Origin of the sequence: Salinicola sp. CR57 (genome assembly GCF_003206585.1) — a bacterium.
GTDB lineage: Bacteria > Pseudomonadota > Gammaproteobacteria > Pseudomonadales > Halomonadaceae > Salinicola > Salinicola lusitanus.
Window position 1 is genome coordinate 191,525 of sequence record NZ_PZJL01000006.1, and the last position, 19,294, is coordinate 210,818.

A 19,294-nucleotide genomic window follows, 5' to 3' on the forward strand; every position below is an offset into this window, starting at 1 on the left:
AATGAGATCAGCCGTGTCGGTCGTCGACCAGTACCGTCAGTTGCTCGAAACGTCGAATCGAATGCTTGGCCTGGCGCGGGAGCAGGACTGGGAGGCGCTGGTGCAGTGCGAGGCCGGTTACCTGGTATCGCTGGAGCGCCTGCGCAGCGAGGACGGTGAATGGCCGTCGAGCGATGCGGAGCGCGAGGAGAAAATGGCGTTGCTCGCGCGCATCCTGGAGCAGGATGCCGAAACCCGGCGTGCGCTGGAAGCCAGGCGCGAAGAGCTGAGCCATCTCATTGGCAGTTCCCGGCGACAGCAGGCGCTGGGTGAGGTCTATCAGGCTGGACGGGGCAGCATCGCATCGCGACTGCGCTCGGTACCGCCAGATGAGCGGCCGTGAGCGGTATCACCCCCATACTCGACACCCTGCTGCATCAAGTCCTTGGCAAGCGTGTCGATACCCCGGTCATCAAGGACCAGCCCTTGCCGGTCTCGGCGGCCACCTCGTCCGATGCCATCCAGCCGGCGCGCAGCGACTCGAGGTTGCATCAGCAGACGGGGGCCAGAGAGGGTATGCCGCTCCCTGGCAACGCCGCCGGCAATACGCCTGGCTCGCCCGCGGCGACCGGCAGAATCGATGCATCATCGACACAGTTGCACCTGAGTCACGCCGCGAATGAGATCGCGGATATCCTCGCGCGATTCCCCTCGACCCAGGCGCCATCGATCAGACCGCTCTTTTCATTGCTGGTCCAACCCGGAGATAGTCCGCAGGCGCTGGCGGCGGCCCTGTCGCAGAGCGTCAGGGAAAGTGGCGTTTTCTACGAGTCTCACCTGCTGCGCTGGATGGCGGGCCAGTATCCCCGCGCCGCGCTGATGCGGGAGCCACAGGCTTGGCTGAGCCTGACATTCCGTCCTGCCTTTACTTCGCCGTCGTCGCCCACACCGAGCCTCCACGGCTGGAGCGTTGCGCCTCAAGGCGCAAGCCGGGGTGGCACGCCCAGTATGCCGGGCGTCTTGAATGGTGGTATCGCGGCATTGCCTGGTGACGCGCCCGGCCAGGCGAGTGCCGCACGGCTGGCTGGTGCCACGCATGCCATGACGACGTCCACGAAAGGCGACCCGGACGCGCCGGCCTCGGCGTCGATGACGCGTGCCCATCAGCTATCTCAGTCTCCTTCGGACACTCTTCAGTCGCTGGTTCGCCAGCAGCTGGAGGTGATCGCGGCCCCCAGTCTCCGGTGGGAAGGGCAGCTTCTGCCGGGCGTTCCCATGGTGATGGTTTTGAGCGAGATTCCGACCAATACCGTGCGCGACGACGATCAGGAGGGGACGCGGGGCGGCCGCGAGCAGGAGGGCGAGGAGGGTAGCGCCAACGCCTGGCGTGCCGAGGTTCAGATTCGCTTACCTTCCCTGGGTGTTGTCGACATCGTGTTTCGCACGCGGCACGACGCCTCTCTACATGTCGAGATCGCACCCATCGAGGCGTCGACTCGCGAATTCATGGAAGTCGAGCTCTCGCCCTTTCGGGAGCGATTGTCGTCGCTGGGCCTGGAGGTGGATCTGGCGCTGGGGAGTCGGACATGAGTGGTGATGGGGAGCATGACGCGCGACGGCGAGCCGTCGCGTTGGCTTACAGCGGCGAGCGTACCGACGCACCACGTGTCGTCGCCAAGGGGTACGGGAACCTCGCCGAGCGCGTTATCGAGCTCGCCAACCAGGAAGGGATATTCGTGCATGACTCGCCGGAGTTGGTCGCGCTTCTGATGCAGGTGGATCTGGATGCCCGGATCCCAGAGTCTCTCTATCAGGTCATCGCGGAACTCCTCGTCTGGATCGAGCAGATCGACCGGTCTCTGGGGACGGAAAGGTCGAATTAGCGTTTATTTTCGGTTGCATAATTCAACGATCTAACATTTTTGTGTAACTGGTTGGTGCTGAAAGCCGAATTCTAGTTAGGGTTTTTGACCATTCAGCCGAAGATATTAACATGTAGATCAATCGCTTAGAATTCATGTTCACGCCGACAGATAAAGGTCAAGTTACTTACGGACATAATTTGTAACAATGCTTGCTTTTTTTCATCAAAAAGTAGCAAACTTGGTTCATCATAAAGAGCTGATGTACAGCACCAATAATAGTACCCGGAGCACCTGATCAACTGGTGCCAATAAAACCATACGCAGGGAATCTAGTGATGCACTCCAACAGTCTTCTCGACGACATTCAGGATCTCAATCTTTCCTACTTGCTGCTGGTTCAGCGTCTGCTCAACGAGGATCGAGAGTCGGCGATGTTCCGCCTCGATCTCAACGCCGACCTGGCCGACACTATCGGCCAGTTGTCGATCAAGCAGTTGACACAGCTGTCTCGCACCAACCAGCTGCTTTGTCATCTTCGCATCAGCGATGCCGACAAGCTGAACCTGCTGGTACACAATCCGCGGGCTCAGGGTCTCGAGCAGACCCATGCGGCGCTGTTGATGGCCGGCGCGGGCCGCGCTCAGTCCTCCTTGCAGCAGAGGAGCTGAGTCATGGCGGATAAAAGCCTCGTCGCGGAGATGTTCCAGGTTCAACTGGCGATCGAGTTGATCGAGCTGGGCGCACGTTTGCAGGTCCTCGAGACGGAGACCGACCTGAGTCGTGGCCGACTGATCAAGCTCTACAAGGAGGTCAAGGGAATGTCGCCGCCGAAAGGCATGCTGCCGTTTTCGGCCGACTGGTTCGTGACCTGGCTTCCGAACATCCATTCGTCGCTTTTCTACAATATCTATCGCCGCCTCAACGGCGAGCTGGGATGCGATCGGATGAGCGCCTTCGTCAAGGCTTACCGGCTTTATCTGGAGCAAGTGTCACTGGATGGCGTGGAAGCGACGCTGGGGCTGACCCGTGCCTGGACGCTGGTCCGGTTCTTCGAGAGCGATCTCTTGCAGCTGTCCCGCTGCAAAGGCTGTCAAGGCCAGTTCGTCGCCCATGCCCATAGTCCCGCACACGATTACGTCTGTGGGATCTGCCAACCGCCATCCCGGGCAGGAAAGACGCGCAAGACAAAACGGGTCGCCAAGCCCTTGGACCAGACGTTCACCCCCGTCGAGATGCCGTTGGCGAAACGCCTGGCCATCTGACGGCAACGCGCTGCTGAAGCGGGCTTCGTCGCCCGCTTTTTTTGTGCCTGCCGTAATCTGAGTATTAGCCATTCGTCGTAAGCTTTCGGCGAATGACGTTTTTCTGATATTCCCACCCTCAAGCCCACCGGGTCCGCTGCCGATACAGTCATCAGGTTCGCCATGTACTGTATACGGGAGTCGCTCCGTGCTGATCTTAGTCGGCTACATCATCGTTTTAGGCAGCGTGTTCGGTGGCTACGTCGCGATCGGCGGTCATCTTGGTGCGCTGGTTCAGCCCGCCGAGTTCGTCATGATCATTGGCGCGGCGCTCGGTGCCTTCGTCTGCGCCAACAACGGCAAGGCGATCAAGGCCACTCTGCGTTCATTCTCGAAACTCAAACGCACCAAGCGCTACAACAAGATGATGTACATGGAGTTGATGGCGCTCCAGTACCGACTTCTGACCAAGGCGCGTCGAGATGGCATGCTGGCGATCGAACGGGATATCGACTCGCCGCAGGATAGCGCCATCTTCGCCGATTACCCGAAGATTCTCTCCGACCCGATGATCATGGCGTTTCTGACCGATTATTTGCGCCTGATGGTCAGTGGCAACATGGATCCATTCGAGATCGATGCGTTGATGGAGCACGAGATCGAAACTTTCCAGCATGAGGCGGAGATGCCGGCTCACTCGCTGTCGGCGGTCGGTGATGGCCTGCCGGCGTTCGGGATCGTCGCTGCCGTCATGGGAGTGGTGCATGCGCTGGGCTCTGCAGACCAGGGGGCCGGGGTGATGGGGCAGATGATCGCGCAGGCACTGGTCGGTACCTTTGCCGGTATCCTGCTGGCGTACGGCTTCGTCACGCCGGTAGCGCATCACATCAATCTTCAGGTGGGCGAGGCGACCAAGATGCTGCAATGCATCCGCGTCACGCTGATGGCGAGCCTCAACGGCCTGGCACCGCAGTTGGCCGTCGAGTTCGGTCGCAAGGCGCTGTTCACTGCCCTGAGGCCTTCCTTCAGTGAGCTCGAGGAGCACGTGCGTTCCAGCGGTCAGACCTTGCGCGGCACGGGGACGGATGGCTCATGAGCGGTAGCGGTGAGCGGCGCCCGCTGATCATCAAGCGCAAGCGTGTTCAGGCGGCAGCGCATCACGGTGGGTCCTGGAAGATCGCCTATGCCGATTTCATGACGGCGCTGATGGCTTTGTTCCTGGTGCTCTGGATTCTCTCCACGGCCAGTCCCAGCCAGTTGGAGCACATTGCCGAATATTTCCGCACGCCTCTCGCTGTGGCGTTGACGGGTGGCGACAAGACCACGGCCAGCACCAGCGCCATCCCCGGTGGCGGCGACAACCCCACCAAGACCGACGGTGAAGTGCGCCGGGCCAACGTCCGCGAACAGACGCGTTCGAGCGACGAACAGCGCAATCTGCGCTACCTGCGCGATCGTCTGCAGAGCGTGATCCAGAGTGATCCCCAGCTCAAGGAGCTGCGATCGCAGTTGCGCATGGACTTCTCGCCGGAGGGGTTGCGTGTCCAGATCGTGGATAGCGACAAGCGGCCCATGTTCGAACTCGGTAGCGACCGGTTGGAGCCCTACATGCAGAAGATCCTCCGCCGAATCGCACCGGTTCTCAACGAAATGCCCAACCCGATCAGCATCAGCGGCCACACCGATGATCTTCCCTACGCCGGGGGCGAAAAGGGGTACAGCAATTGGGAGCTGTCCGCCGATCGTGCCAACGCCTCCCGAAGAGAGTTGACCGCGGCCGGCCTCTCCCCGGACAAGCTGCTGAGGGTGGCTGGCATGGGGTCCCGGGTCACCCTGCCGAATACGCAGCCCAGTGATGATGTCAATCGTCGTATCAGCATAGTGGTCCTGGACAACCGCGCAGCCCGAGCCATCGAGCAGCAGGAGCAGGCGCCATTTCCGGACGAGGCTCCCGCCCCAGCGACCGATGGCGATGGCCGCATTGCGATAGTCGAGCAGAAGTCATCGAGTTGATGCAGGACAGTCACGCCTTAAGGGCGGAGCGGCTTCGTGGCAATTTCTCCCGGGCTCACGCATAGCCCTGAAATGGCGGTGACACCCGGACAAGTCCCTGTTTCGCACGCTTTGCTCATGGCGCATCCGGGCTTCGCTTTTCTTGAGAAAGCGTGTTGTCGACGTAGGGGCTGATGCGGATTCCGTCGTGCCTGGCTCGAGCGCCCGTTGGACCTCACGGGCCCGGTGCCGCAGTAGGGTTGCCGTTGTCGAGGCGCATGCGGGTGGAGCTGGAGTGCGTGGTTGCACGTACCGCCAGACCACGAATTGATTAAAGAGGTCGAGAGACGCTGCCGATAGTGAGGACATCGTAAGCAGCGATCAGATGCGGACTCAGGCCAGCGTGAGTGAGGGTGTGAGGGAGCATTCTGAAGCAGGCTTTTCAAGTCCATATATATCAATGGTATAGGCACGCCGCACATGGACATTTCTGATTTTTACGACACGTTCTTTGAAGAAGCCGAAGAGCTGCTGGCGGATATGGAACGCCTGCTGCTGGATCTCGATGTCGACGATCCGGATGTCGAAGACCTCAATGCGATCTTTCGCGCTGCACACTCCATCAAGGGAGGGGCAGGTACCTTCGGTTTTACCGTCCTGCAGGAAACGACCCACCTGCTGGAGAACCTGCTGGACCATACGCGACGAGGCGAACTCAAACTGCGGCGCGATATCGTCGACACGTTCCTGGAAACCAAAGATATGTTGCATGACCAACTGGATGCCTATCGCAATGGTGGCGAGCCCGATGCGGAGGCGTTCGAGCGTATCTCCCGCGTGCTGCAGCAGATGGCACTTGATGAGTTGGGGCAGGGCGAGGCGGTAAAGGGGCAGGCGACACCGGATCCAGTGCCGGCACCGCCGCCGGAGACCAGCAAAGCGGTCCATGCCGAGAACGATCGCGCTGACACGGGCGAGACCGCTGGACGACAGCTCACGATCACGCTGAGCGGCGTCAGCGACAAGGATCGGGAACTGCTGGTCGAGGAGCTTCAGCATTTCGGGACGATCGCCTCCCAGTCCGGCGATGTTGCCCAGTATCGAGTCGTGCTCGATAGCACCGAATCCCAGGACGACATCGAGGCCGTTCTCTGTTTCATCATCGAGCCGGAGCAGCTGTCGATAGAAGTGGCGGCCCCTGGGGCGGTCGCGGATCTCGCGGAGCCTCCGGCGCCGACAGCCTCCGAGGCGATGCCCAAGCATGAATCGATCCCCGCGGTGACGCCCGATGAACTCCCCGAGCCGGATAAAGTCGAGCCGAAGGGCGGCGAAACGCCACCGCGCCCGCCCGGCAAGTCCGGCGGAAAAAGTGCCAAGGGCAGCGAGTCCAGCACCATTCGGGTACCGGTCGACAAGGTGGACCAGATCATCAACCTGGTCGGCGAGTTGATCATCACCCAGTCGATGCTGGAGCAGACGGCCAGCGACCTGGATATCGTGTCCCACGGGCCGCTCGTCAACGGCATGAACCTTTTGCAGCGCAACGCCCGCGACCTGCAGGAGTCGGTCATGTCGATTCGCATGATGCCCATGGACTACGTGTTCAGCCGCTTCCCTCGACTGGTGCGAGACCTGGCGGCCAAGCTGGGCAAGGACGTCGAACTGGTGACCGAGGGCAAGTCCACCGAACTCGACAAGAGCCTGATCGAACGCATCATCGATCCCCTGACCCATCTGGTGAGGAACAGCCTGGACCATGGCCTGGAGTCCCCGGACAAGCGTGAAGCCGCCGGCAAGTCACCGACCGGGCGTCTGACCCTATCAGCCCAGCATCAGGGCGGTAACATCCTGATCGAGGTGATCGACGATGGCGCCGGACTCAATCGCGAGCGAATCCTGGCCAAGGCGAAATCCAGCGGCCTGGCCGTTACCGACACCATGAGCGACGACGATGTCTGGCAGCTGATTTTCGCGCCGGGTTTCTCCACCGCCGAGCAGGTCAGCGATGTCTCCGGGCGGGGCGTGGGCATGGACGTCGTCAAGCGCAATATCCAGGAGATGGGCGGACACGTCGAGATCCTGAGCAAGCCGGGCCAGGGAACGACGACCCGGATCGTGCTGCCGTTGACGCTCGCGATCCTGGATGGCATGTCGATCCGATGCGGCAACGAAACCTTCCTGTTGCCTTTGAACGCGGTACTGGAGTCCCTGCAGCCGCAGTCCGAGGACCTCTACTCGATGGCCGGCGACGACCAACTGCTCAAGGTGCGCGACGAGTATCTTCCCATCATCGCCTTGCATCATGCGCTGGACGTCACCGACGCCAAGACCGAATTGACCGAGGCCATCGCGGTCATCGTCCAGGGCGAGGGACGTCGCTATGCCCTGCTGGTGGACGACCTTATTGGCCAGCAGCAGGTCGTGGTCAAGAATCTCGAAACCAATTATCGCAGAGTGCCGGGGATCTCCGCCGCCACCATCCTCGGTGATGGCAGCGTGGCCCTGATTCTCGACATTGCCGATCTACATCGTCTCGATCGACGCAAGTCGCAGCAGCGTCACGAGGCGAAACATCAACACCTGCAAGAGGTATCGCTAGCATGAGCGCACAAGCGAACACGAACGCCCTCGCCAATGACGCAGCGAGCAGTGAATATCTGGTCTTCTCCCTGGGCGACGAGGAGTACGCCGTCGATATCCTCAAGGTGCAGGAGATCCGCGGTTACGAAAACGTCACCCGCATTGCCAACGTGCCCGACTTCATCAAAGGGGTCACCAATCTTCGTGGCGTCATCGTCCCGATCATCGACCTGCGACTGAAGTTCCACCTCGACAAGGTCGAGTACGGCGGGCAGACGGTGGTGATCGTGGTCAACGTCGATGATCGCATCGTCGGCGTCGTCGTCGACGGCGTCTCCGACGTGATGAGCTTGGCACCGGACCAGATCAAGCCGGCGCCGGAGTTCGGTGTGACGCTCTCCTCGGATTATCTGAGCGGAATCGGCAGTCTCGAGGATCGCATGCTGGTACTGGTCGACATCGAGAAGCTGCTGACCCATGAGGAGATGCAGTTGGTGGAGCGGACGGCCGAGAGTGCCTGATTCCAGTCACTGACTCTGGCGAAAACCGCAGCTCCGGCTGCGGTTTTTTTATGCCCCGTGAAGGTTCGCTGATGCCTGGGACTTTGGTCTGACAACGATAAAGGAACCCACCCGAAGGCCGATAAAGTAGCTGTCGCGCTGACTATCGGCTTCAGGGAAAGCGGGCGTGGCGTCCTTCAAGCAACTTTTCGAGCAACCCGGGTAAGAATGCCATGCTGAATTTTCGAGAGTGGACGATGCGTCGCAAGCTATGGGCGACATTGGGATTGATGTGGGTTGGCCTGATCATGGTAGCGGGTTGGTCGCTTTACTCCATGCGAGAAAACCTGGTGGAGCAGCGAGTCCAGAGCCTGCAGTACTTCATCGGCAGCGCCAAGCAACTGGTCGACAGTTACGTCAGCCAAGCGGAGAGCGGAGAACTGAGCGAGGCGGATGCCAAGCAGCAGGCGCGTAATGCGCTCTCGCATCTCGGGTTCGGCGCCGACGGCTATGTTTTCGTCTTCGACTCCAACCTCGATATCGTCGAGCATCCGAGGCGCGCGACGGGAGACAGCATGCGGGATTACCAGGATCCCAACGGCGTCTATCTCTATCGCGAGATGTTGGCCGCCGGGCAGAAACCCGACGGTGGTCTCGTGCCCTACACTTCCCGCCGCAGCGATGGCGACGAGATGTACGAAAAGCTCAGTTACGTGATGCGCGTACCGCAGTGGGACTGGCAGATCGCCACGGGTGTCTACGTCGACGATATCGATGCCGTGCTGGCCAATGGCGCCGTGATCTATCTGGCACTTATCGCCGCTATCGGCGGTTTGCTGTCGCTGATCGTGGCCTGGGTCATTCGCAACGTCCTCGGGCGCCTGGGTGGTGATCCGACCCACGCGCGCGCGAGCATCCAGAAAATCGCCGAAGGCGACTTCTCCCAGGCACTGCAGCTCAAGTCCAAGGACACCGACAGTCTTCTCTTCGCGATAGAGAGTATGCGCCAGCGCCTGTCGAAGACCTTCTCCGATATCCGAGCCAGCGCCGAGTGGGTCAACGTCGGCGCAGGGCAGATTGCCAGTGGCAATCAGGATCTGGCGGTGCGGACGGACCAGCAGTCCGCTGCCATCGTCGAGACGGCCTCCAGCATGGAGCAACTGACCCAGACCGTTCGCCACAATGCCGATAACGCCGATACGGCCACCCAGGCCGCGACGCAGACTCGTCAGCGGGCCCAGCAGGGGGGCGAGATGATGCGCGACATCGAGACCACCATGTCGAAGATTCAGGAGGGATCGCGGCAGATGGCCGAGATCGTCGACATGATCGACAACATCGCTTTCCAGACCAACATTCTCGCCTTGAACGCCTCCGTCGAGGCCGCGCGCGCCGGTTCCGCCGGTCGTGGGTTCGCCGTCGTCGCCGAGGAGGTTCGCAACCTGGCAAGCCGCAGCGCGGAAGCATCCAGGGAGATCCGGACATTGATCACCGGCTCCGGAGAGCAGGTCAACAGCGGTGCCATCCTGATCGAGCAGGCGGGCCGGGCGATGGAAGAGATCGTTTCTTCCGTGGCCAGCGTCAGCGGCCTGATGGAAGAGATCGCCAATGCGTCCCGGGAACAGCGCAGCGGCATCGAGCAGGTCAATCAGGCGATCACCGAACTCGACCAGGTCACCAGTCAGAACGCCGCGCTGGTGCAGCAGACCGCCAATGCTTCCCAGTCGCTGGTGGGGCAAGCGCGAAAGCTCGAATCGACGCTGGAGCACTATCGCGTGGCACCCGCCGACAGCGACGACAGCCCGGGGCTGACACAGTGGCGACCGGGCCGCGAGCGGGAACGCCAAGACCTGGAGCAGCTCGCCTGAGCGGGCATCGTCGAGAGAGAGAGGGCTCAAGAGCGTGATCGATCGGCCGATAACAGTTCGCAACGATCACATTTGGTCCGCCGGGTGCCCTCCGGCGGATCCTGACTGGGCATAACAACACCAGGGATGCTGCGATGCGAAACAATCAACCAGTGACTGACCGGGAATTCGTGATCGACGATTCCGCGTACCTGATCTCGCGAACCGATCTCAAAGGCCGGATCACCTATGCCAATCCGGCGTTCGTCGAAGTCAGCGGTTTCAGTCGTGAAGAACTGATCGGTGCGCCCCATAACATCGTTCGTCATCCCGACATGCCCGCTGCGGCATTCGCGGACTTGTGGAAGACCCTCGAGAAGGGCGAAAACTGGTCGGGGGTGATCAAGAACCGCCGCAAGGATGGGTCTCATTACTGGGTCCAGTCCACGGTCACCCCTATCATCGAGGACGGCAAGATTGCCGGCTACACCTCCGTTCGTACCAAGGTAGCCGAGCAGCGCCGCCGTCTCGCCGAAAAGCACTACCCGATGCTGCTGGCCGGTCGCAAGCGGGGCGTCCGGCTCGACCGGGGAGAATTGAAGCCTCGGGGAGTCATTCCCGCCCTTCGGCGTCTCAGCCTGCGCTCGCTGAAAGGGCGGCTGATCTCGATGATGGCGCTGGCGCTGATCGCGCTGGCCGTCAGTGGCAGCGTCTCGGTCTATGCCCTGCATGAAAATGGCCAACGGCTGCAGGCATTGACCGCCAATGGGCTCGAGGACCTGGCTCGGCTGCAGAAGATCGATCAGCTGATGTCGAAAGGCCGTGATCTCGTCTCCAAGCCGGTCAGTAATCCGATGGCCGCCGACTTGGCGCCAATCAACGCGCAAGTCGACGCGCTCATCAGCGAATTGAACGATACCTGGGACGCCTATTATCAGGATCGACCGATCAATCAGACGGCAGCGGCGGACACCTTTGCCACCGACCTCGAGAGTTATCGGGACGACGGGCTGAAGGGCGTCATGGCGGCGCTCAACAGCGGTGACTTCTACCAATCCTACGTGGCCTATAACGATGTGCTGCAGGCCAACAGCGACAAGGCCAGCACCGATCTCAACGTGCTGGTCGAGACGAAGCGCCAGAGTGGCGCGGCCATGGCCGTCGATGCTGCCGAATCTCAGCGCACCACGATGATCATCCTGCTCTCGCTGCTGGCAGTTGGAGCCATCATGCTGCTGATCGTTGGCATAACCACGATTCGGGCAACGCTCAAACCGGTGCGCGAGGCGCTGGATTTCACGCTGCAGATCGCCTCGGGCAACCTGGGCGCGACGCTTCGGCAGCGCGGTAGCGACGAAATCGGGCGCCTGATCGGCGCGCTCAACAACATGCGCCAGAGCCTGGGGACGATCGTCAGCGACGTGAACTCGAACGTCACCGTGGTGGTGCCGGCGACTCAAAAAATCGCCAGCGGCAACGAGGATCTCTCTTCGCGTACCGAGCAGCAGGCGGCATCGCTGGCGGAAACCGCCTCCAGCATGGAGCAGATGACGGCGACGGTGAAACAGAACGCCGACAATGCTCGCCAGGCCAGCCAACTCGCCAATGGCGCCACCGATACCGTGCGTCGGAGCGGCGAGGTCATGGGCGAGGTCGTCGGGACCATGGGGCGGATCACCGACAGTTCGCGCAAGGTTGCCGATATCGTCGGGGTCATCGACTCGATTGCGTTCCAGACCAATATTCTGGCGTTGAATGCCTCCGTCGAAGCGGCAAGGGCGGGGGAGCAGGGCAGAGGGTTCGCGGTCGTGGCCAACGAGGTGCGTAACCTGGCCAGCCGCAGTGCCGACGCCGCGAAGGAGATTCGCAACCTGATCGACAGTTCCAGCCAGGAAGTGGGGCATGGCGCGGATCTGGTGCGTCAGGCGGAGGGGTCGATCGAGGAAGTCGTCAACGCGGTGACCCGCGTCAACGACATCATCAGCGAGATTTCCGCGGCTTCGGAAGAACAGACCAGCGGCATCCAGCAGATCAGCCAGGCTGTCGCGCAGATGGACGAAGTGACCCAGCAGAACGCCGAGCGGGTGCAGACGACCGCTTCCTCCGCTGCTGAGCTGCGCGCCAGCGTCGAGCATCTCTCTCTCTCGATCGCAGTCTTCCGGCTGGCGGGCAGTGGCGAGGAGCGTGTGACGCAACTCGGCGAATCCCGACTTGGCAGGCCGCCTGAGCGGCGGTTGGCGAAGTCCTCCCCGGCTACTGCCAAGTTGCCAAGCGCCGATCGGCATAACGTGAAGGATGACAACGAGGAGTGGGAGGCATTTTGAAAACCGAGGCAGTCATGTTCTCAGCACCCGGCAAGGGCGATGGTGGCGACGACGGTGCCGTGCGTTTCACGCGAGATCTCGACTTTACCCCACGCGACTTCGAGCGGGTCCGGGACTTGATCTACCGCCGTGCCGGTATCGTCATGGCGGAAAACAAGCGTGAAATGGTCTATAGCCGGTTGGCAAAGCGCCTGCGCCTGCATGGCATGACTCGCTTCGGTGATTATCTCGACAGGCTCGAAGCCCGTTCGGATTCCGAGGAGTGGGAGGCTTTTACCAACGCGCTGACCACTAACCTGACGGCCTTTTTTCGCGAGGCGCATCATTTCCCGACGCTGGCCGAAGAGGTGCGTCGTCGCGGCACCGGCATCAAGATCTGGTGTGCCGGGGCCTCGACTGGCGAAGAACCCTATTCGCTGGCGATGACGGTCAAGGAGACGCTGGGCGCGGCCGCATCCCAGGTGAAAATCCTGGCGACCGATATCGATACCGAGGCGTTGAACACGGCCCGGGCCGGAGTGTATTCGCTGGAGACGGTGGAGAAGCTCGGTGAGGCCCGCTGTCGCCAGTTCTTCCAACGCGGCAGCGGTGCCCGTGCCGGCAAGGCCAGGGTGCGTCCGGAGCTTGCCGCGATGATCGATTTTCGACCGCTCAACCTGGTTACCGGATCCTGGTCGATCAACGGGCCCTTCGACATCATTTTCTGTCGTAACGTCATGATCTATTTCGACAAGGAGACTCAGGCCGAGATCCTTCGCCGCTTCGCCGCCCAGTTGAAGCCCGATGGATTGCTGTTCGCCGGTCACTCGGAGAACTTCTCCTTCCTGAGTCAGGCTTTCCGTTTGCGAGGGCAGACCGTCTATACGTTGGCATCGCCGTCACCGCGAGCCGTGTCTGATGCGAGGAGTGAACGGTGAAACCGATGATCAAAGTACTATGTGTCGACGATTCGGCACTCATACGGGATCTGATGACCAAGATCATCGATGACCAGCCGGACATGACCGTGGTTGCCACGGCGCCCGACCCCCTCGTCGCGCGCGATCTGATCAAGCGGCACAACCCCGACGTGTTGACCCTGGACGTCGAGATGCCGCGTATGGACGGGTTGGATTTCCTGGAGCGGTTGATGCGGCTGCGGCCCATGCCGGTGCTGATGGTCTCCTCCCTGACGAAACGCGGTTCCGAAATCACCCTCAAGGCGCTGGAACTGGGCGCGGTCGACTTCGTGGCCAAGCCGGAAGTCGGCATCCGCGAGGGGATGATGGAATATGCAGGGATGATCGCCGACAAGATCCGGGCTGCCGCCCAGGCGCGTCCGCGGCAACAGGGGCGGATGGTGGAGTCCGGTGCGCCCCGGGAAGTCTTGAAGGCGCCGATGCTCTCGAGCGAGAAGATCATCATCATCGGCGCGTCGACCGGCGGCACCGAAGCGATTCGCCAGGTCATCGAGCCGCTCCCGGCCAACAGTCCGGCGGTGCTGATCACCCAGCACATGCCGGGTGGCTTTACCCGCTCCTTCGCGGAACGACTCGACCGACTCTGCCGAGTGACGGTGAAGGAAGCCGAAGCCGGCGAGCGGGTCCTGCCGGGACATGTCTACATCGCTCCGGGAGACTGGCATATGCGCCTGACTCGCTCGGGCGCGAACTACGTGATCGCGCTCGACGACGGGCCGCCCGTCAATCGGCATCGCCCTTCGGTCGATGTGCTGTTCGACTCCGCGGCGGCCTGCGCGGGTCGAAATGCGCTGGGCGTCATTCTCACCGGGATGGGGCGTGACGGGGCAGCGGGCCTGTTGAAGATGCGCGAGGCGGGTGCCCACACAGTGGCCCAGGACGAGGCGAGCTGCGTGGTGTTCGGCATGCCTAAGGAGGCCATTGCGCTGGGCGGCGCGACCGAGACCATCGGGCTGCAGGACATCGCGGGTCATCTGGTCCAGCAGATGCACATAGCGGGGCGCGCGCAGCGCGTTTAAAGCGAGCGGGCCCGCTGCCGATAACTCTCAGCAGGCCCGCCAAACGATTCGATGAGGACAGACGATGGCTGACAAGAACATGAGCATTCTGGTAGTGGACGATTTCCCGACCATGCGTCGGATCGTCCGCAGTCTGCTCAAGGAACTCGGATTCGAGAACGTGGACGAAGCCGAGGATGGTCAGGAAGCCCTGACCAAGCTCAGGGCCGGTGGCTTCGAGTTCGTGGTTTCCGACTGGAACATGCCCAATCTCGACGGCCTGGAGATGCTCAAGGAAATTCGCCAGGACCCGAAACTCTCCTCGTTGCCGGTGTTGATGGTGACGGCCGAGGCCAAGAAAGAGAACATCATCGCGGCTGCCCAGGCGGGTGCCAATGGTTATGTCGTGAAGCCATTCACCGCCGCGACGCTCGAAGAAAAGCTCAATAAAATTTTTGAAAAGTTGGGCAAATAACGCCTCGGGAGGGGAGACCATGAGTAGTGCCAATCCTCAAGCCAGAGTTGCCGAAGGCGTAGCGTCCGACGACCTGATCCACAGAATCGGTCACCTGACCCGCATGCTGCGTGAGAACATGCGCGAGTTGGGTCTCGACAAGGAAGTGGAAAAAGCGGCCCAGGCCATTCCCGACGCCCGAGATCGGCTCAGCTATGTCGCTTCGATGACCGAGCAGGCCGCGGAGCGCGCACTCAACGCCATCGATCATGCTCAGCCTATCCAGAACACGCTGGAGAGCGAGGCGATCGCGCTCGACAAGCGTTGGGATGCCTGGTTCGCCGAACCCAAGGCGCTCGACGAAGCCAAGATGCTGGTCAAGGACACGCGTTCCTACCTCCAGACCGTGCCGAAGCAGACCAGCGCCACCAATGCGCAGTTGCTCGAGATCATGATGGCGCAGGACTTCCAGGACCTCACCGGCCAGGTCATCAAGAGAATGATGGAGGTGATTCACGAGATCGAGCAGCAGTTGCTCCAGGTCCTGATCGACAACGCTCCCGAAGGGTCCGAGCGCCGTGAACAGGTCGCAATGTCATCGTCACAGCCAAGTTCTCTGCTGAACGGGCCCCAGATCAATCCCCAGGCCGCCGATGTGGTCAGCAGTCAGGACCAGGTGGACGACTTGCTCGACAGCCTGGGATTCTGACGACGCCGACGCGCATCACCGGGCGTTTCATCCTTCCCGCATCCTCTCCCCCCGAAATAGCAGGGCGAACGCGCTGCTATTTCGCCCTTTGAACTGTCTTCCCTCCGAGCAGAATAGCGCCATCCAATCATTCCCGGGCGGGACGCGCGCTTGGCCGAACAGAACGACAGCGATCAGGAAAAGACGGAACCAGCGACTCCCCGGCGCATCGAGAAGGCGCGCGAGGAGGGGCAGGTGGCGCGCTCGCGCGAGCTCGCGACCTTCCTGCTGCTGGTCAGTGGCGTGCTCGGACTCTGGATCATGGGCAACAACCTCTATGACGAGCTGAGCATCGTCATGGAGCAGGCCTTTCTTTTCGACCACGGGTTGGCGTTCGACACGGCCCGCATGCTGAGCCATGTCTGGTCGATGGGCGAACATACCCTGATCGCCTTGCTGCCGCTTTTCCTGCTGTTCACGGTGGCGGCGATTCTCGGCCCGACGATGTTGGGCGGCTGGCTGGTGTCGGCCAAATCCCTCAAGCCCCAATTGAGCAAGCTCAACCCGCTCAAGGGGCTGAAGAGGATGTTCTCGACACAGGCGCTGGCAGAGCTGGCCAAGGCAATTGCCAAGTCGGTCCTGGTCGGGGGCGTGGGAGTGGCCTATCTGTGGACACAGCGCGACACCTTGCTCGGCCTGATGGAAATGCCGATCCAGCAGGCGCTGGCGACGGCCATGAGGATGGCTGCAGTGGGGTGCGCGCTCATTGTGACCTCACTGCTGCTGGTCATCCTGATCGACGTCCCCTATCAGATGTGGAGCCACAGCAAGAAGTTGCGGATGAGCCGCGAGGACATCCGCCAGGAGCACAAGGAGACGGAGGGGGATCCCCACGTCAAGGGGCGTATCCGCTCGCAGCAGCAGGCCATGGCGAGACGGCGGATGATGAGCAAGGTGCCCACGGCTGACGTGATCGTGACCAACCCCACCCATTACGCGGTCGCACTGAGCTATCAGCAGGATGCGATGGCCGCCCCGGTCGTCATCGCCAAGGGCGCCGATCAGGTGGCCGCCAGAATCCGCGAACTCGGCGACGAGAATCGCATACCGCGCCTGGAAGCCCCGCCGCTGGCTCGCGCGCTTTATCATCATGTCGATCTCGACCAGGAAATCCCTGGCGATCTGTATACCGCGGTAGCCGAAGTCCTGGCCTGGGCGTTCCGCCTCAAGCAGGTCGAAAACGATGGCGGAGAAGTGCCGACGGCCCCCCGTGACTTACCCGTGCCAGCAGCGCTCGATGACGCGGCACCGGATTCATCCAAGGAGAGTGAATGAACGCGCTCAGCCAGTGGTTCGGTCAGCGCAAGTGGCCGGCAGACACGCAATACAAGGTGCTCGCGGGCCCGGTACTGATCATCATGATATTGAGCATGATGATCCTGCCATTGCCGCCATTCGCGCTCGACCTGTTCTTCACCTTCAATATCGCGCTGTCGATCATGGTGCTGCTGGTCAGCATGTTCACCGAGAAGCCGCTGGATTTCGCGGCTTTCCCGGCAGTGCTGCTGTTCTCGACGCTGCTGCGGCTGTCATTGAACGTGGCCTCGACCCGAGTGGTGCTGATGGAAGGGCACCAGGGCGGCGATGCCGCCGGCAAGGTGATCGAGGCCTTCGGCGAGTTCCTGATCGGGGGCAATTTTGCCGTCGGTCTGGTGGTGTTCCTGATTCTCGTCGTCATCAACTTCATGGTCATCACCAAGGGCGCCGGGCGTATCGCCGAAGTCGGGGCTCGCTTCACGCTGGATTCCATGCCAGGCAAGCAGATGGCGATCGATGCCGATCTCAACGCCGGTCTCATCGGTGAGGAAGAGGCGCGCAGACGCCGCACCGAGATCAACCAGGAATCGGAGTTCTACGGTTCCATGGATGGTGCGAGCAAGTTCGTCCGCGGTGATGCCATGGCCGGGCTCTTGATCATGGTCATCAACCTGATCGGCGGGCTGATGATCGGCGTCGCCCAGCACGGCCTGCCCTTCGGCGAAGCCGTGAAGACCTACACCCTGCTGACCGTTGGCGACGGGCTGGTTGCCCAGATTCCTGCGCTGGTGATCTCGACCGCGGCGGGTGTGACGGTGTCACGGGTCAACACCGACCAGGACGTCGGCCAGCAGCTGCTGAGCCAGTTGTTCAACAACCCGCGAGTGATGTTCCTCGCCGCCGGTGTGATGGGCCTGCTCGGCATGATCCCCGGCATGCCTAACGTCGTGTTCCTGCTGTTTGCCGTCGTGCTGGCGGCGCTGGGGTGGTGGATCCTGCGGCGTGAACAGGTCCAGGCGGTCCGCTCGGTGGAGGAGAGAGCGCCACCTGCGGTGCAGGAGACGCCCGAGGCGAGCTGGGATGACGTGCAATTGGTCGACACCCTGGGGCTGGAGGTGGGGCATCGTCTGATCCCGCTGGTGGACCAGCGCCAGAAGGGAGAACTGCTCGGGCGAATCAAGAGCGTGCGCAAGAAGTTCGCCCAGGACGTCGGCTTTCTGCCGTCGGTGGTGCATATCCGTGACAATCTGGAGCTCAACCCCAATGCGTACGTGATCACCCTGAAGGGGGTGGAAGTCGGGCGGGCGGAGGCGTTTCCGGGCAAGTGGCTAGCCATCGATCCGGGTCAGGTTTCCGGTGCCATCGAGGGCAGTCGTACCCAGGATCCGGCATTCGGGCTGACGGCTTACTGGATCGAGACGGCCCAGCGCGAGCGTGCGCAGATTTACGGCTATACCGTCGTCGATGCCAGTACGGTGATCGCGACGCATCTCAATCACCTGCTGCACGAGAATGCCGGCGACATGCTGGGCCGGGCCGAGGTCCAGCAACTGCTGGACAAGGTTGCCGAGCATCAGAAATCGCTGGTGGAAGACGTGGTACCCAAGCTGCTGCCGCTGACGTCGCTCCAGCGCATTCTGCAGAACCTGCTGGCCGAGGATGTCCCGATTCGCGACATGCACACGATTCTCGACGTGCTGGCGGAATACGCCCCGCAGCAGTCGGATGCCAATGAGCTGACCGCCCTGGTGCGGGTCGCGTTGGGTCGAGCGATCACCCAGCAGTGGTTCCCGGGTCGCGAGTCGATGCATGTCATGAGTCTCGAGCCCCGGCTGGAGCAGGTTCTCACCCAGGCGCTCAACAACGGCGGTGCGCTCGAGCCGGGGCTGGCCGATACCCTGATGCAGCAGACGGCCGCCGCGGTCGAGCGCCAGCAGAGCCGGGACGAACCGACCGTGCTGGTGGTACAGCATGGATTGCGCGCGTTGCTGTCACGCTTCCTGCGTCGCCAGATCAAGTCGCTGGTGGTGCTCTCGCAAGCCGAAATTCCGGACGATCGCAATCTGCGGGTCACCACCACCATTGGCGCGCCGCCATGAACCGTCGGCGCACGCTAGCGTCGTGGCGCATCGTGCTGGGCACGATCATCGCATGGCCCATCGCGTTGACCTGGGCTGCCCAGGGAACCTGGGTGGCCCCGTTGCCGGGCCAGACCGTGGTGATGTCGGAGCGTCCGCTGGCGGGCGTCGAGATCCAGCCGCCGCCCTCCCTCGCGGAGGCGAGGATCGATCGCGTTCGCTGGACGTTTCGTACCGATGCGCCTGCGCCGGCGCTGAAGGCCTGGCTATGCCAGCAGACGTTCTGCCTGCCCCTCGCCGGACGTCAGGGGGAAACGCAGCACTTCTCGGGACGTTCCGCCGCCAGCCCGTTCCGGCTGCGGTTCCAGTTGCCGATCGAGGACCACGGCGTCGGCAGGGTGAGAGTCTCGGCTGGCCAATTGATCATCGATTATCGTGGGTAACGCCGACAAACAACCGAAATAGCCGCCGG

General features: G+C 61.8%; 18 protein-coding genes. All 18 read left to right on the forward strand.

Annotated features, from left to right (window positions below; genetic code table 11):
- Position 1 precedes the first annotated feature (1 nt).
- The 18 genes from DOM56_RS10935 (at position 2) to DOM56_RS11020 (ending at position 19,265) form a co-directional block, all read left to right on the forward strand.
- Positions 2 to 382 carry a flagellar protein FliT gene (locus DOM56_RS10935; protein WP_157958211.1) on the forward strand — a complete coding sequence of 127 codons (381 nt, stop codon included), beginning with the start codon at positions 2 to 4 and terminating at the stop codon, positions 380 to 382.
- Positions 379 to 1,569: a flagellar hook-length control protein FliK gene (locus DOM56_RS10940; RefSeq protein ID WP_110708786.1), complete on the forward strand. Its 1,191-nt coding sequence runs from the start codon at positions 379 to 381 to the stop codon at positions 1,567 to 1,569. Before DOM56_RS10935 ends, DOM56_RS10940 begins: the two co-directional genes overlap by 4 nt.
- Positions 1,566 to 1,862: an EscU/YscU/HrcU family type III secretion system export apparatus switch protein gene (locus DOM56_RS10945; protein WP_110708787.1), complete on the forward strand. Its 297-nt coding sequence runs from the start codon at positions 1,566 to 1,568 to the stop codon at positions 1,860 to 1,862. The genes DOM56_RS10940 and DOM56_RS10945 overlap by 4 nt, the downstream gene beginning before the upstream one ends.
- Before the next feature lie 317 nt (positions 1,863 to 2,179).
- Positions 2,180 to 2,512 (forward strand): flagellar transcriptional regulator FlhD, encoded by a 333-nt coding sequence (gene flhD / locus DOM56_RS10950; RefSeq protein ID WP_110708788.1) that lies wholly within the window; start codon positions 2,180 to 2,182, stop codon positions 2,510 to 2,512.
- Between the two features lie 3 nt (positions 2,513 to 2,515).
- Complete coding sequence (gene flhC / locus DOM56_RS10955) at positions 2,516 to 3,106, forward strand: flagellar transcriptional regulator FlhC (protein ID WP_110708789.1); 591 nt, start codon at positions 2,516 to 2,518, stop codon at positions 3,104 to 3,106.
- 187 nt (positions 3,107 to 3,293) lie between these two features.
- A complete protein-coding gene (motA, locus tag DOM56_RS10960) occupies positions 3,294 to 4,181 on the forward strand; it encodes a flagellar motor stator protein MotA (RefSeq protein ID WP_110599383.1) in 888 nt (295 codons plus the stop codon).
- Entirely contained in the window at positions 4,178 to 5,098 is a 921-nt protein-coding gene (gene motB, locus DOM56_RS10965; RefSeq protein WP_110708790.1) for a flagellar motor protein MotB, read from the forward strand. The genes motA and motB overlap by 4 nt, the downstream gene beginning before the upstream one ends.
- A gap of 459 nt (positions 5,099 to 5,557) precedes the next feature.
- Positions 5,558 to 7,681 carry a chemotaxis protein CheA gene (cheA, locus tag DOM56_RS10970; protein ID WP_110708791.1) on the forward strand — a complete coding sequence of 708 codons (2,124 nt, stop codon included), beginning with the start codon at positions 5,558 to 5,560 and terminating at the stop codon, positions 7,679 to 7,681.
- The gene (locus DOM56_RS10975; RefSeq protein WP_110599389.1) at positions 7,678 to 8,178 is read left to right on the forward strand and encodes a chemotaxis protein CheW; all 501 of its coding nucleotides are present in this window, start codon (positions 7,678 to 7,680) and stop codon (positions 8,176 to 8,178) included. Before cheA ends, DOM56_RS10975 begins: the two co-directional genes overlap by 4 nt.
- A 212-nt stretch (positions 8,179 to 8,390) precedes the next feature.
- Positions 8,391 to 10,025 carry a methyl-accepting chemotaxis protein gene (locus DOM56_RS10980; protein WP_110708792.1) on the forward strand — a complete coding sequence of 545 codons (1,635 nt, stop codon included), beginning with the start codon at positions 8,391 to 8,393 and terminating at the stop codon, positions 10,023 to 10,025.
- Positions 10,026 to 10,195: 170 nt separating this feature from the next.
- The gene (locus tag DOM56_RS10985; protein ID WP_232822253.1) at positions 10,196 to 12,328 is read left to right on the forward strand and encodes a PAS domain-containing methyl-accepting chemotaxis protein; all 2,133 of its coding nucleotides are present in this window, start codon (positions 10,196 to 10,198) and stop codon (positions 12,326 to 12,328) included.
- 14 nt (positions 12,329 to 12,342) lie between these two features.
- A complete protein-coding gene (locus tag DOM56_RS10990) occupies positions 12,343 to 13,245 on the forward strand; it encodes a CheR family methyltransferase (protein WP_110708794.1) in 903 nt (300 codons plus the stop codon).
- 5 nt (positions 13,246 to 13,250) lie between these two features.
- Positions 13,251 to 14,306, forward strand: coding sequence for a chemotaxis response regulator protein-glutamate methylesterase (locus DOM56_RS10995; protein ID WP_110709331.1), 1,056 nt, complete (start codon positions 13,251 to 13,253; stop codon positions 14,304 to 14,306).
- 64 nt (positions 14,307 to 14,370) lie between these two features.
- Positions 14,371 to 14,760 (forward strand): chemotaxis response regulator CheY, encoded by a 390-nt coding sequence (cheY, locus tag DOM56_RS11000; protein ID WP_110599394.1) that lies wholly within the window; start codon positions 14,371 to 14,373, stop codon positions 14,758 to 14,760.
- A 19-nt stretch (positions 14,761 to 14,779) separates the two neighbouring features.
- Positions 14,780 to 15,448 (forward strand): protein phosphatase CheZ, encoded by a 669-nt coding sequence (gene cheZ, locus DOM56_RS11005; RefSeq protein ID WP_110708795.1) that lies wholly within the window; start codon positions 14,780 to 14,782, stop codon positions 15,446 to 15,448.
- A 150-nt stretch (positions 15,449 to 15,598) separates the two neighbouring features.
- Positions 15,599 to 16,762 (forward strand): flagellar biosynthesis protein FlhB, encoded by a 1,164-nt coding sequence (flhB, locus tag DOM56_RS11010; RefSeq protein WP_110708796.1) that lies wholly within the window; start codon positions 15,599 to 15,601, stop codon positions 16,760 to 16,762.
- Positions 16,759 to 18,843 carry a flagellar biosynthesis protein FlhA gene (gene flhA, locus DOM56_RS11015; RefSeq protein ID WP_110599400.1) on the forward strand — a complete coding sequence of 695 codons (2,085 nt, stop codon included), beginning with the start codon at positions 16,759 to 16,761 and terminating at the stop codon, positions 18,841 to 18,843. The genes flhB and flhA overlap by 4 nt, the downstream gene beginning before the upstream one ends.
- The gene (locus DOM56_RS11020) at positions 18,840 to 19,265 is read left to right on the forward strand and encodes a flagellar protein FlhE (protein ID WP_110708797.1); all 426 of its coding nucleotides are present in this window, start codon (positions 18,840 to 18,842) and stop codon (positions 19,263 to 19,265) included. The genes flhA and DOM56_RS11020 overlap by 4 nt, the downstream gene beginning before the upstream one ends.
- Positions 19,266 to 19,294 lie beyond the last annotated feature (29 nt).

Coding starts and splice junctions, on each gene's coding strand:
- motB (WP_110708790.1), top strand. CDS start 4,178: ATGAGCGGTAGCGGTGAGCGGCGCCCGCTGATCATCAAGCGCAAGCGT.
- cheY (WP_110599394.1), top strand. CDS start 14,371: ATGGCTGACAAGAACATGAGCATTCTGGTAGTGGACGATTTCCCGACC.
- DOM56_RS11020 (WP_110708797.1), top strand. CDS start 18,840: ATGAACCGTCGGCGCACGCTAGCGTCGTGGCGCATCGTGCTGGGCACG.
- DOM56_RS10975 (WP_110599389.1), top strand. CDS start 7,678: ATGAGCGCACAAGCGAACACGAACGCCCTCGCCAATGACGCAGCGAGC.
- flhA (WP_110599400.1), top strand. CDS start 16,759: ATGAACGCGCTCAGCCAGTGGTTCGGTCAGCGCAAGTGGCCGGCAGAC.
- DOM56_RS10980 (WP_110708792.1), top strand. CDS start 8,391: ATGCTGAATTTTCGAGAGTGGACGATGCGTCGCAAGCTATGGGCGACA.
- cheZ (WP_110708795.1), top strand. CDS start 14,780: ATGAGTAGTGCCAATCCTCAAGCCAGAGTTGCCGAAGGCGTAGCGTCC.
- DOM56_RS10990 (WP_110708794.1), top strand. CDS start 12,343: ATGTTCTCAGCACCCGGCAAGGGCGATGGTGGCGACGACGGTGCCGTG.
- flhC (WP_110708789.1), top strand. CDS start 2,516: ATGGCGGATAAAAGCCTCGTCGCGGAGATGTTCCAGGTTCAACTGGCG.
- DOM56_RS10935 (WP_157958211.1), top strand. CDS start 2: ATGAGATCAGCCGTGTCGGTCGTCGACCAGTACCGTCAGTTGCTCGAA.
- DOM56_RS10945 (WP_110708787.1), top strand. CDS start 1,566: ATGAGTGGTGATGGGGAGCATGACGCGCGACGGCGAGCCGTCGCGTTG.
- flhD (WP_110708788.1), top strand. CDS start 2,180: ATGCACTCCAACAGTCTTCTCGACGACATTCAGGATCTCAATCTTTCC.
- DOM56_RS10995 (WP_110709331.1), top strand. CDS start 13,251: ATGATCAAAGTACTATGTGTCGACGATTCGGCACTCATACGGGATCTG.
- cheA (WP_110708791.1), top strand. CDS start 5,558: ATGGACATTTCTGATTTTTACGACACGTTCTTTGAAGAAGCCGAAGAG.